The sequence below is a fragment of the Helicobacter sp. MIT 00-7814 genome, assembly GCF_003364115.1.
GTDB lineage: Bacteria > Campylobacterota > Campylobacteria > Campylobacterales > Helicobacteraceae > Helicobacter_F.
In genome coordinates, this window is record NZ_NXLL01000006.1 from 70,223 (window position 1) to 82,931 (window position 12,709).

Consider the following 12,709-nt stretch of genomic DNA (forward strand, 5'->3'; position numbering starts at 1 on the left):
CTTTTTAAAGGAGTCCTTTTTCCTCTGGCTTTTTGAATCCATCAAGCAAGCAATCCACCAAATAATCATTTGTCGCTAAAATTAAATCATTTGGCACGCTTTGCCCGATTGAGAGGTAGCTAATTGGCTTTTTAGTCTCATAAATGAGCGAAAACATATTCCCAAAGCTCTTTGACTCATCAAGCTTGCTAAAAATAATCGTATCAATATCAAGCATACCGCCAAAGGCATTGTAAGTATCGCGCAAATCCTCGTATTTGGCATTGAGCGCAAGCACAAGCGAAACATCGATTTTATAGTCATTATCTACATAGCTTTTTAATGCCTCTAGCTTTTGCCTATCGTGCTGGGAATGCCCAGCTGTGTCAATCAAAATCACATCGCAATGGCGCAGAGAATCTATAGCCTTACCAAACTCATCAGGTTCCACCACCGTATCAATACTTAAGCGCATCATACGCGCATACGCCATAAGCTGATCCACCGCAGCAAGGCGATAAGTGTCAAGCGTGATGATTCCGACCTTATGGCGCTTTTCTAACATAATGCTATAGCGTGCGGCAAGCTTTGCTAAAGTCGTCGTTTTCCCCACACCTGTGGGACCTACAAGCATGAGAATCTTTTTTTGCCCCAAAGGTAGATTTTCTGATCGACAAAAAATCATCTTCCGCAACACTTCCCTAAAATAGCGCTTGATTGTCACAGAGTTTTCGCGCATCCTTAAAGGCATGAGCTCCAAACTTAGGCGCATGATAGAATCCAAATGCTCCTTATTCATCCCGCTTGCTTTAGCAAGGCGGTAAATTTCAGCAAATTCCTGCGGGATAGAAAGCCCATCAGGTGCGCGCTCCTCCCAAAACATATTTTGGATGATTTTCATTTTGTCATTGATTTTATCCAGCTCTTGACGGATTTCGCGTAGTTCCACGCGTTCGGCTTGCGTTTGGTTAATGCGCATTCTTTGCATATCCTCAATTTTAGAATCCAGCTCTTTTTGGTTGATAGTTGATTCTGCGCTAGATTCTGCAATGGCGCTTTTGTAAGGATTTGCGGGCGTGATGACTTTTTTAGGCGCAACGCGTGGCTTTTGAGGCGGGATATGCAAGTCATTTTGCACGATATTTGCCACCTCGCCAACCATGCTTTTAATCTGCGCCACATCGCTTATTTGCAAACTTACGCCGGGATTATTTTTTTGTGATCTTTTTTTGGCAAGCTCTTTTAGGGCGATTTCATCGATTTTTTGTTGCAATTTATTTGGCGAGATTTGCTCTTCGCCTTGATTTCTAGTATTTGCATTATCCTCGCCCTCTACTTCTACGACAAGCTCATAAAGCCCGGGCTGGGATAAAGTGCGCTTTCTAATTTCTTTTGTCTCTACGATAAGGAGATTCTCACCATACGCATCTTTTGCCTTTTGCATCGCATGCGCGGCAGTCTCGCCCGCAAAAGTATGGAGTTTTTTTGCCATTTACACGCCTTTTGTCTTTGAAATATCTAAAAAACTCATCGGAATGCACACGCTCGCGCGCTCTTTCCAATTTTTATGCGGTATTGTAAGATAAGCTCGCTTTAAAATCACTTTGTTATAAAAGATGATATCAATATCTAAGATTCTAGGCGCATTTTTAAATTCCCTCACGCGCCCGCGCCCAAAAACGCGCTCCAAATAAAAAATAAGCACATAGATTTCATTAAGACTCAAACTCGAATGCAAAGCAAGTAAAGCATTTTCAAAATCCGCTTGCTCTATGTAACCAAAGGCAGGATTATGCAAAATCGGCGAGCTTTGAATCGCGCGGATTTTTGGGTGTGCGCGAAGTTTTTTAAAAAGATAAAAAAAGCTGCGCAAAGTTTTTGGTTTATTCCCACCAATGCCCAAAAGCACGAAATTTTGCTTTTTGCTTTTTGCTTTTTGTGGCTTTGAAAATGCGCGCGGATAGAGAGAATCTGCGTGGATATACATTATTCTAGCGCTTCCTTATTGTCGGCTTTATATGTTTGCTAAAAAGAATTACAATTGCAAGCCCAAAATTATAGAATCTAAAAAGGAAATAAGCCATGAAATCCCTAAAAATTACTAGATTTTTGCTCGCGTTTTGTTGTGTCGCGTGCGTGAGTGCCTTTGGCGCGGATAGCGATTTAGAGCAAAAGATCACAAAACTTTTAACGCAAAAAACCTCCCAACAAATCAAAGTGCTAGTAATCCAGGATTTGCAAAGCACGGATAAGGTGAAATTTGTCGTCATCAAGGCGGGCGATTTGCAAGTGCCACTTTTTGTAAGTAGCGATGGTGAGGCGGTGCTGGGGGCTAGCAATGTGTTTTTTGCAAGCAATGATAATGATGGAATCAACATTTCAAACTTTATCAAGCAAACGCAAAATTCCGCGCAAAAGCCCGCAAATGAGGCGATTGCAAATCTTTTTGCAAGTTTGAAAACGAGCGATTTTATCGTGCTAGATTCTCAAAATAAAAGTAGCAAGATTGTGTATATTGTGGCTGATGCGAATTGCCCTTCATGCCAGCGCGAAATGCTAGAGCTTAAAAAACTCACGCAAGATGCTAGCGTGTATGTTTTGCCGGTGGGATTTTTGGGCGCGGATTCTGTGCTAAAGGCGGCAATGCTTAAAGAGCGCGCGGGTGAGTTTAAAACTAACGATGAAAAAATCGCCTTTTTGCAAGAAGTGTATAAAAGAGGCTACAAGCTCCCCAAAAAGTATGAGAATCTCGATGTTTCAGGCGTGATGAATATCAATCACAAAGTAACGCAAGCAGGCATTAACTCTGTGCCATATATTTATGAGAAAGTGCGCTAAGGTTTAAGGGCTTTGCTTTAAGCGCATACTTTTTAGAATTTCTAACCTTAGAATTTCTAGCTAAAGCAAGCGCGATAGAGAATCTATCTCTGCAAAAATTATTTTAAAAAACCCTTAGCTAAAACTCTTTCCACAAGCTCGCACCCACGATGCAAGATTCTAAAATATCAGGCTTTTTGGCGCAAAGGTGGAGTTTGTGGATTTCGCTAAATTCTGCCTTTAATTTCGCGCTTAGCGAAAGTAGCAATTCCTCAACCAAGCCATATTTTTCGCTTACCAAGTCATTTTTGATAAACTCCACAATGCGCGCGTAATCAAGAAATTTCCCATCATAGTAATAAAAAATTTTTGCGTCAATGAGAAGTGCTTGTGGTGTGGTGCGCTCAAAGTCAAGTATGCCAATAATTGCCTGCAGGCGCAGATTCTCAATCTCAAGGCACAAAAGCGTGGCTTCTTTTTTGACTTCTTTTGTATTTTTTGTATTGTGTGACAAATTATCAGAATCCACGCCCAAAACCCCTAGCAAAGCCTACAGCACCTTGCTTTCTTGTCCGCTTAGAAGTTTTTTGATATTTGGGATATGCGTATAAAGGATAAGCAACCCTATAAGCACCACGGGCGTATGTGTATGCACTTGCGAAAGGATATTTATAGAATCTGGCAATGGCAAGATATAAGGCACGACAAAAGTAAGCAAAATCCCGCTTAGCACGCCAAGAAGCGAAGAAAGCGATGAGATTTTAAACACCTTCCCAACCACGCCCCACACCACAAGTCCAAGCGCGCCTTCAATTGGGATAAGCAAAATCGTCGAGCCAATAGCAGTCGAAACGCCCTTGCCACCCTTAAAGCCCAAAAATGGGCTATAGCAATGCCCCAAAATGCAAAGCAACGCGATAAGCCACTGCGCCTCAAAACTAAGCCCAAAGCCCTTTGCAAGCGCAATCATAATCGTCCCTTTGCACGCATCAAGCACAATCACCACCGCGCCTAAAATTTTCGCACTTTTTGGATTGATCTCTTTGACCGCGCGATAGACATTCGTCGCGCCTATGCTCCCAGAGCCAATCGAGCGGATATCGATTTTGTAAAAAAGCTTCACAAGCACCAGCCCAAAAGGAATGCCCCCAAACACATACGCCAAAAGATAAAAAATCACATTGATATTACTCAAAATCCCGCCAAGCGAGGAAAACAGCTCTGCATACACATTCATTTGCAAGCTCCTTTGTGTTTTCTTAAAATCCTGCGCGCAATTATTGCGTTTTTGCGCTTAATATTTGGCTAAATGCGGCGAGGCAAAGTGGAATTTAAATTTTTACCTAACGCAACAAGAATGCAAAAAGCCTAATCAACCAAAAAGGAATAAAATCTAAGAAATGTTACCATTATATACATTTTTTAGCGCTCATTTAAGGCGATGTAAATTTTTTAGCAGGCTTATAGCTTTTATAATTTAGTATTAGAATCTTAGTTTAAAGCTTTATTGTTAGAGAGGATTTATCGGGATAGAAGTTGATATTTTAGCTTAAAGGCAAGCGATGGCGCGTGTTTTGCATATCCTTTACCAACACACACAATATGAGCAAAAGATAGAGAATCTGCCACGAAAATATAAAAATATCGCTATCGCAAGTTTCACGGATTTAGTGCGCCTGCGCCTTGAAATGCCACTTCCTCAAAATTCCTCTTTGCAAGACTTTTTAGATTCTCAAAATTTAAATTCCACACTTTGCAACACGCTTTTCACAGAAGCAAGAAAAAAGGGCTTGTTGCACGCAAATTGTGAATACAAGCTTTATTTTTCCCTGCACCAGCACCTTTATGATGAGAATCTCTATGAATGCGAGGCGTATTTTTTGCCCGCGTTTTTGAGCAAGGATTCTCAAAAATTTGAAGTTGTGAGCGCGGACATTGTGCTTTTGGGTGAAATTTTGCAAAATGGATTTGTGTATGTGGGCGCGTTTGGGATTTTATGCGTGGTGCAAAATGGCAAACTTTTAAGCACACAAGAATGTGAGCAAAGCGAGGCGAAGCAAAAATATGAGGCGCTCAAACAGCTTTTTGGCGAGGCAGAATTTTACGAGCTAGATTCTCTGCAAGAGCTTATTTTGCCTTTTTGTGTGGAAAAGCTTTGTGCCAAAGCACCTTGCAACCTCTCTTTTAGCATTATTAGCGAATTGAGAGAATATCTTTGTAGGCTTAAAAACACACATTATTTTTTGTGCTCAAAATTTGGAATCTTTGCTCCAGCAGAATTTGCACTTGCACGCAAAAGCCTTGTGGCACTTTGCTTTGGTGTGTGCGCTATATATCCACTTATGCTTTTCTTTGCGCTAAATTCTTTGCAAAATGACATCAACTCCTTGCAAAATGAAAATCTCTTTGCGCGCACAAATGATTCTGCCCTTAATTCCACCTTGCAAGAACTGCAAAGCGCGCTTAATACGACGCTACAGCAAAATAAAGAGCTTGCTTACAAAAGCGCATTTATCCCAAATCTTTTCGCGCCACATTTAGAATCCATCACGCATGATATTTTTGAGCATTTGCAAAAACAAGGCGTGTGGATTGATACCTTTAGCATCGCAAGGGGCGAAAAAATGCTCGCGCTCAAAATGCAAGCAAATGCAAAAGCCCACACAGACATCACAAAACTGCTAAAATCCCTCTCCTCCGCGCATACTCAAGCCACGCTCTCGCGCATAGATTACAAAGACACTATCGCAAATGCTGAAATTTTGCTTCTTTTGCAAAAAGATTTTAACGCGGAATCTAGCGCGCTAGATTCTCAAAATAAATCCCACCCAGCGCGCACAACGCCATGAAACTCTCCCAAAAGCTCCAACCACGCGAAAAACTCCTGCTTTTTATCTGCCTTATATTTATTACATTTTTCCTAAGCTTTTCATTTGTTATCAATCCCTTGCGCGCGCAATTGCGGGATTCTCAAATGCTTCATCACCAACTTTTGCAAGATACAAAAGATGGGCTTGATTTTGAACTTTCCCAAAGCGCAAATCTTAGCGCCACGCAAGAAAATCTTAATAACCTCATCTCTGCAAACGCCATCTTGCACGCGCTTATGTCTCAAATCGCACATGTTGGGATTTTTGAAAATCTAGATTCTGTTTTGGTTTTTATGCAGGATTTGCAGATTTATGAGATTAAGCTTAGCGATGATGGTTTGCATATTATCACACTTAGAGGCAGTGGGGAATTTGCGCGTGTTATGGAGTTTATCAATAAGCTAGAATCTCTACGCCCGCAATTTATAAGCTTAGATTTTTTGCATTTAGAATCCGCAGACGAAGGGAATATCACCTTTGAAACCCTACTTCAAGATATGCGGTTACCACAATGAAACTTCCACAAATCGCGCTTTTTACATTACTTTGCCTAGCAAATGCACAAATCCCATGCGATATAAATTGCGCGCAAGCAAGGCAAGAGCTTTTAAAAAATTTCTCCCAAAAATCTAGCCCCACGCAACATATTCACAATGCCCCTCACAACCCCCTTTATAATCCTTTTATGCCACCACCATCGTCACTTCAGCCATCTCCAAAGCCACAGAGCAAAAAGCTAGATCCTTTGCATTTAGAAGCCATTATCAACAAAAAGGCGCTTATCAATGGAATCTGGTATGAAATAGGCGCACACAAGGACTTCACACTGCTTGAAATCACGCAAGATTCTATCTTACTAAAAAGAGGCAAGAAAACTCAAAGGCTGTATTTGCGAGATTCTTAAATTCCACAAACTTAAAGGAGGGGAAATGCCAAAAAATAAGCTTAGAAACAAGACTAAAGGCAAGAAATTTTTAGGGTGCATTTTAGCGCAGGCGCTATTCTTTTGCCCACCTCTTTTTGCTTGTGAAAATATCACGCTTAATGCCTACGCGCTTCCCTCGCAGATCCTTGAAGAAATCGCGCGGGAATGCAATGTAAGCCTTGTGTATTTGCAAGATTCTAAAAAGCATTTGGATTCTAAAAAACTGCAAATCCGACTACTTCAAGCACCTTTGCAAAATGCGCTAGAAGTGGTGTTTGCGCAAAGTGATTTGCATTATGATTTAAAAGAAAATATTTTATACATCTCTACTTTGCAAACAAAAACCTTTAGTATCAACTACATTTCCACCGCGCGCGTGGGTTCAAGCAATACAGATGTGTTTTTCTCGCAGGATTCTCAAAATTCCCTTATGTCGTATCAAAATCTCCACACCACAGGAATGGGCGCATTTGGCTGGGAGGATAACTCGCAAGCGCATAAAATGGCGCTCAACAAAGCCGCAAGCCACACGCTAGGCAATGGCAAAAGTGGGACAAAAATTTATTCAATCGATGAGATGGATTTTTGGGGCGAGTTGGAAAATGAAATTTATAATATCGCCTACCGCCCGGGCGATTGGTATTTGCCAGATTCCAAAAACGCCAAAGATTCTAAGCGCAAGGATATTATCATCAACAAAGGTGCGGGGCTGCTCACAATCACAGGGAGCAAAAATCAAATCGAGCGTGTGGAGCGCTATCTTGAGGCGCTAAAGCAAAAAATCCATTCTCAAGTGCTTATTGATGTGAATATTTTTAATATCGAGCATAGCGATGTGCAGACAAATGGCGTGGATTGGGAGCAGTTTTTTGGGCTTTTTAGCTTTGCGACTGCGCCACTTGGCAATGAAAATGCAAGCTCTTTAAATCTAGGAAGCGCGGGGAATTCCTATGGTATCAATGTCTTTTCGCAAGGCGTGAGTATTGAGCGCATTGTGGAATTTTTACAAACTTATGGCAAGGTGGAATCACTCTCAAACCCGCGCGTGCTAACACTCAATAATCAGCCAGCAATTATAAGTGTAGGCTCAGTCCTGCGCTATCAGCAAAGCACGACTTTTCAGACCACCACGCAAGGCACTTCGATACAAAATGCTTCGGAATCTTTCCCTTCGGTTTTTGCGGGGATTTTGCTTGATGTTACGCCCAGCATTGAAAATAACCGCGTGATTTTAAAGATAAATCCCTCCATCACCAAAACCAAAGATAACGCTGTGGAAAACCAAACTACTGCGCTTTCCTCCCCGCCAAATCTTTCCACAAAGCAGCTCTCTTCTCTCGTCGCGCTAGAAAATGGGCAAAAAATTGTTTTGGGAGGTTTGATTGACAAAACTCAAATCAAGCAAACCAAAAAACTGCCAATCCTAGGCGATATCCCGCTTCTAAAATACCTCTTTAGCTACAACAAAAATACCCAGCTCACCAAAGAAATGGTGATTATCATCACGCCAAATATCATAAATCCTACAGATTCTACGCAATCTCTCAATGCAAATCCCGCCCAAAGCGCGCTTTTTGAGAAAGCTCAAGATTCTATGCAAAGCGCTTTAGCGGAATTTGATGAGGATATGACTGAAATTGACTTTATGCAGTGAATCTAGGATTTTAAAAAGTAAAAGGCAAAAAGGAGGGGAGATGGAGTTTAAAAAACACGCGCTTTGTGCGCTAGAGATAGCTTTTATGCAAAAATTCCACTGCTTTTGCCTTGCGCTGAATGAAAAAAATGAAGCGCTCATCGCCATTGACAAAGCCCATAAGGATTCTGCAGATTCCCATGTGCGCGCCTTTTCTTTAGAAAAAAGATTTGCAAAAGTGGCGTATAAAAATTTGAGTGATTTTGAAGTGCATTTCACGCATGCGCTTAAAATGGCGCGATTTTTTGAATTATGCGAAAATCTCGCTAAAAAACTTACCTTATTGCAAAGCCACGCCACGCAAAATGCTACAAAAGATTCCCAAGAAGTTTGCGCGCTTTTAGATTTTATTTTGCAAACTTGCATTGAGGAAAAAAGTAGCGATATACATTTTGAACAAAACGCTTCAAATGCCCTTATACGCGCGCGCTGTGATGGAATCTTGCATAAAGTTTTTAGCCTAGAATCTATACTTTTTAATGCTCTCTCTGCACGCCTAAAGCTTGAATGCGCCCTTGATATGACACAAAAGCGCAAAGCCCTTGATGGGCGCTTTTCGAAAAATTTTTCTGGCAAAGAATATGACTTTCGGCTTTCCTCTATTCCGACTTTACAAGGCGAATCGCTCGTGCTTAGGATTTTGGAGCAAAATCTTCAAATCACAAGCCTTGAAAGTCTGGGATTTTGTGAAAATGCCCTGCAACTTATCACGCCAAGCCTTAGTAAAAATAGCGGTGTGATTTTGCTCGTGGGACCTACAGGGTGCGGGAAAAGCACCACTTTGCACGCAATGCTAGAATCCTTAAAAAGTGAGAGCAAAAAAATTATCACCATCGAAGATCCGATCGAATATCAGCTGGATTTTTCCACGCAAGTTTTGCTTAATCGCGATTATAATTTTGGCTTCAAAGATGCCTTGCGCGCGTGCTTGCGTCAAGATCCCGATGTGATGATGATAGGTGAAATCCGCGATGAGCAAACGCTTGAGCTTGCCCTGCAAGCAGCACTCACCGGGCATTTGGTGCTAGCGACTTTGCATGCAAACGACACGCGCGGCGCGATGAAGAGAATCTTAGGACTCGGGGGCAAAATGGAGGTTTTAGATTCCGCGCTTTCACTCATTATCGCCCAGCGCCTCGTGCGTAAGCTTTGCGCGCATTGCAAAGAGGAGGTCTCAAGCGCATTTTATGAATCTAGCGCGCTGTATGCGGAGTTTGTGGCGCGTTTGGGGATTAAAAAAATGCACCGCCAAAAGGGTTGCGCGTATTGCAAGAATCTAGGATTTGCAGGGCGCACGATACTTTATGAGATTTTGCCCCACGCGCCTAGCTATGAGATGAAAGAGTGCGCGGGAACGATTTTTGACAAAGAGCGCTCGATGAAAAGGCTGCTGCAAGAGGGCGTTTCAAGCGTTGAAGAGCTTTATCGCATTTGGGGGTAGGATATGCAGGATTTTTTTTCGCACTTTAAAACGCGCATTTTTTCCTTGCAAAAAGCCTCAAACAAGGAGCTTAGCGCGCTGTTTTATCAAATGGCTTTGATGCTAGATTCTGGTGTGGATTTGATGGAGTGTATGCGCGCATTGCAAGTGCAAAGTCCGCGCTTAAAAGTGGCTATGAAAGATATTTGCGAACGCCTACAAGATGGGCTAAGCCTTGAGATGGCATTTGCGCGCCATAGGGAAATATTTGGGAATCTTGCCTGCGTGAGTTTAGGACTGGGTGAAAAAAGTGGCGATTTGCAAGCCATCGCTTCAATGCTCGCACTTGAATTTAGCGCAAAAGCCGAGCTTAATGCCAAAACTAAAAAAGCGCTTTTATATCCATCTGTGCTTCTTTTTTCGCTCATCGGGGCATTTGTGGCGATTATTTATTTTGTAATGCCACCATTTTTGGAGCTTTTTAATGAGCTGCGCGTGGAACTGCCAATTTATACAAAGATTCTCATTTGGGTAGCAAATTTTATTGAATCTTTTGGGCTTATAAGCTCGATTTTTGCGCTGGGCGCGATTTTTACCCTTCGTGTAGCGTATGAAAAAACCACGCACATAAAAGAACATATTGACGCGCTTCTTTTGCGCTTGCCACTTTTTGGGAAGCTCATCGCGCTCAAAGAATCTTATAATTTTTGCTTTGGGCTTTCTTGTATGTTGCAAGGTGCGCTAAGTCTAGGGCAGTCGTTGCGCCCAAGCATTGAATGCGTGCAAAATAGCGCGCTTAAAAAACGCTATGAAAAACTGCTTCCTTTGCTCGAGCTGTCTCAGCCTCTAAATAGCGCGCTGGCAAATCTAGGGCTTTTAGATTCCCTTTCACTCGCGCTTCTTAATGTTGGCGAGAAAAGCGGGCGTTTGGGTGAGATTCTTTTCAAAATCGCGCAAAACAAAAAGCGCGAATACGAGGAAAAAGTCGATATCCTCCTGCACCTGCTTGAGCCACTTTTGAGCTTGCTAATGGGCGGAATGATTTTGCTTTTGGCTTTAGGGATCTTTGTGCCTATGTGGGATATGAGCGCAAGCGCACTTGCATAAGGGGAAAAATCTGCTAAAATGGCGGACTAATTTTCACAAAAACAAGGAGTATTCTATGAATCAAAAGCTTGCCAATATGTTAAAAGACTTAGGTTTTCGCTTAATAAAGCCTTCAATGTCTAATAAAGAGTTAGAATCTGACCGCGCTATGTATGAGCGTCTCAATACCGATACGCGCTTTAAGCTCGGCAAAAAATATGACTATATTTGTCGCTTTGATAAATACGCGCCAAACGGACAACTAGACAATCAATACTTTATCCAAGATATTTGGGGTGCGCGCAAGGTGTTTGAAAATATGCCAAGCGTGCATTATGATGTGGGCTCGTATGTGGCGGGATTTATCGCGCATTTGCTGGGGATGAAGCAAAAAATCGTGCTTATTGATGTCCGCAAGATGAACAACGACTTTGATACAAAATTCCTCAAAGAGCCTAGAATTCTAAATGGGGGGGGGGGCAAAATAGCAGAGATATTCAAGGCGGGATTGAATACATTTGCGCCGATGCGACAAATCTCGAAAATATCGCTGATGAAAGCGTGGAATCGCTCTCAGCCCTTTGCAGTGTGGAGCATTTTGGCTTAGGGCGTTATGGCGATCCTATCAATCCAAACGCGTGGGAACAGGCGCTCAAAAGCTTTCAGCGCGTGTTGAAAAAAGGCGGGAGGCTGTATTTTAGCGTGCCAGTGGGGCAAGTAAGTAAGGTGTGCTTTAACGCGCATCGTGTGTTTCACCCAGATCTTATCATCCAAACGCTAGATTCTATGCAGCTTTTGGAGTTTGGCTATATCGATGGTTTTGATGTGAAAAATGTCATGCGCTATGAATCTGGTGAGCTTAAAATCGATAAAAACGCGCTAGATTCTATCCCGGAGCATCGAAATAACGGCACGACCGGGCTTTTTGAATTTGTGAAAATTTAGGAGTTTTTCAATTTGCAAGATATTTTAAAAGACATCACGCTTACAAACGGCTATGATTTGTTTAAGATTCTTAAAACGCATTTTTATGTCGGCGATGAAAACAGCTGGTGGTGGCCGAGCCTGCGCTCGCTTGAAGTAAAAAATGGCATAGAGCTAAAAGGCGCTCGAGACTGCAAAACCCCAAGCCTTGAGCATTGCATTGCAAGCTTTTTGGGGCAAAATACAAAGTATGAAAACGCATACAGCGCGCAACTTGCGCTTTATGAGTATTTTTATAAAATCATTGCGCGCGATGCCTCTACGCCTGATATGGCGCAGTTTTCGCAGTGTCAGTATCCGCATTTAGCCTATATTTCGCAAGAAGTTTTTGCTGATAGGATTTTAGAGATTCTTATTGATACACCGCTTGATATGCTGGCGCAATATATCCACAAGGCAGGCTTTCACAATCAAAAAGCGCAGAGAATCTCGCTCTTTGCGCGTAATCTTATCGCGGATTTTGGGGACTTTGCAACCTTCAGCGCGCAGGTAGAGAAAGAGTGGCTACTTGCCCAAAAAGGCATAGGGCAGGAGAGCACCTCTAGTATCCTAAACTACGCGCTTAAACGCGAGGAAATGGTTGTGGATTCCTACACGCAAAGGCTTTTGGGATTGCTTGGTTTTGAGTTTTACGATTATGAAGAGTTGCAAAGCTTTGTGGCAAGCGGTATGGAGCGCGCGATAGAATCTTATGACTTTGATATTTCTCTAGCGCAGGTTTTCGCGCGATTTCATGGCAAAATCGTGGAATTTAGCAAGGCAAATAAGCTCAAACCGCGAGTGTTTTAACACACAAACCGAGATTTTGCACCCCAAAATCCCTAAAAATTTGCAAAGCAAATTTTTCATCAGAATCCAAATGCAGTGTGCGGCACGCACCTTCTAGCGTTGTCGGGGGTTTGGGGGTTGTAAGGGGGATAAGGGGAGCGACTTCG

General features: G+C 42.3%; 14 protein-coding genes. 10 read left to right on the forward strand and 4 right to left on the reverse strand.

Features of this window, described 5'->3' with window-relative positions; genetic code table 11:
* Positions 1–4 precede the first annotated feature (4 nt).
* Both flhF and folK read right to left on the reverse strand, forming a co-directional pair.
* Positions 5–1,471 carry a flagellar biosynthesis protein FlhF gene (flhF, locus tag CQA49_RS03075; RefSeq protein ID WP_115574501.1) on the reverse strand — a complete coding sequence of 489 codons (1,467 nt, stop codon included), beginning with the start codon at positions 1,469–1,471 and terminating at the stop codon, positions 5–7.
* Positions 1,472–1,966: a 2-amino-4-hydroxy-6-hydroxymethyldihydropteridine diphosphokinase gene (folK, locus tag CQA49_RS03080; RefSeq protein WP_115574502.1), complete on the reverse strand. Its 495-nt coding sequence runs from the start codon at positions 1,964–1,966 to the stop codon at positions 1,472–1,474.
* Between the two features lie 95 nt (positions 1,967–2,061).
* Here folK and CQA49_RS03085 point away from each other — a divergent pair, with 95 nt between their 5' ends.
* A complete protein-coding gene (locus CQA49_RS03085; protein WP_115574503.1) occupies positions 2,062–2,817 on the forward strand; it encodes a protein-disulfide isomerase in 756 nt (251 codons plus the stop codon).
* A 118-nt stretch (positions 2,818–2,935) separates the two neighbouring features.
* On the opposite strand, the gene CQA49_RS03090 is transcribed toward CQA49_RS03085, so the two are convergent.
* The gene (locus CQA49_RS03090) at positions 2,936–3,343 is read right to left on the reverse strand and encodes a dihydroneopterin aldolase (protein WP_258864165.1); all 408 of its coding nucleotides are present in this window, start codon (positions 3,341–3,343) and stop codon (positions 2,936–2,938) included.
* 3 nt (positions 3,344–3,346) lie between these two features.
* Positions 3,347–4,033 carry a glycerol-3-phosphate 1-O-acyltransferase PlsY gene (plsY, locus tag CQA49_RS03095; protein ID WP_115574504.1) on the reverse strand — a complete coding sequence of 229 codons (687 nt, stop codon included), beginning with the start codon at positions 4,031–4,033 and terminating at the stop codon, positions 3,347–3,349.
* A 325-nt stretch (positions 4,034–4,358) separates the two neighbouring features.
* On the opposite strand from plsY, the gene CQA49_RS03100 reads away from it, so the two are divergent.
* From CQA49_RS03100 to CQA49_RS03135, 9 genes are read left to right on the forward strand one after another with little or no spacing between them, the layout of a single operon-like run.
* Positions 4,359–5,645, forward strand: coding sequence for a hypothetical protein (locus CQA49_RS03100; protein WP_115574505.1), 1,287 nt, complete (start codon positions 4,359–4,361; stop codon positions 5,643–5,645).
* Complete coding sequence (locus CQA49_RS03105; protein ID WP_115574506.1) at positions 5,642–6,181, forward strand: hypothetical protein; 540 nt, start codon at positions 5,642–5,644, stop codon at positions 6,179–6,181. The genes CQA49_RS03100 and CQA49_RS03105 overlap by 4 nt, the downstream gene beginning before the upstream one ends.
* Complete coding sequence (locus CQA49_RS03110) at positions 6,178–6,570, forward strand: hypothetical protein (protein ID WP_115574507.1); 393 nt, start codon at positions 6,178–6,180, stop codon at positions 6,568–6,570. Before CQA49_RS03105 ends, CQA49_RS03110 begins: the two co-directional genes overlap by 4 nt.
* Before the next feature lie 25 nt (positions 6,571–6,595).
* On the forward strand, positions 6,596–8,245 hold the full coding sequence (gene mshL, locus CQA49_RS03115; RefSeq protein WP_115574508.1) for a pilus (MSHA type) biogenesis protein MshL: 1,650 nt from the start codon (positions 6,596–6,598) through the stop codon (positions 8,243–8,245).
* 40 nt (positions 8,246–8,285) lie between these two features.
* Positions 8,286–9,725 carry a GspE/PulE family protein gene (locus CQA49_RS03120; RefSeq protein WP_115574509.1) on the forward strand — a complete coding sequence of 480 codons (1,440 nt, stop codon included), beginning with the start codon at positions 8,286–8,288 and terminating at the stop codon, positions 9,723–9,725.
* Between the two features lie 3 nt (positions 9,726–9,728).
* Positions 9,729–10,811, forward strand: coding sequence for a type II secretion system F family protein (locus tag CQA49_RS03125; RefSeq protein ID WP_115574510.1), 1,083 nt, complete (start codon positions 9,729–9,731; stop codon positions 10,809–10,811).
* A 55-nt stretch (positions 10,812–10,866) separates the two neighbouring features.
* The gene (locus CQA49_RS10430) at positions 10,867–11,397 is read left to right on the forward strand and encodes a hypothetical protein (protein ID WP_258864166.1); all 531 of its coding nucleotides are present in this window, start codon (positions 10,867–10,869) and stop codon (positions 11,395–11,397) included.
* Complete coding sequence (locus tag CQA49_RS10435) at positions 11,337–11,735, forward strand: DUF268 domain-containing protein (protein ID WP_408938903.1); 399 nt, start codon at positions 11,337–11,339, stop codon at positions 11,733–11,735. Before CQA49_RS10430 ends, CQA49_RS10435 begins: the two co-directional genes overlap by 61 nt.
* A gap of 12 nt (positions 11,736–11,747) precedes the next feature.
* A complete protein-coding gene (locus CQA49_RS03135) occupies positions 11,748–12,563 on the forward strand; it encodes an endonuclease III (RefSeq protein WP_115574511.1) in 816 nt (271 codons plus the stop codon).
* The last annotated feature ends 146 nt before the right edge of the window (positions 12,564–12,709 follow it).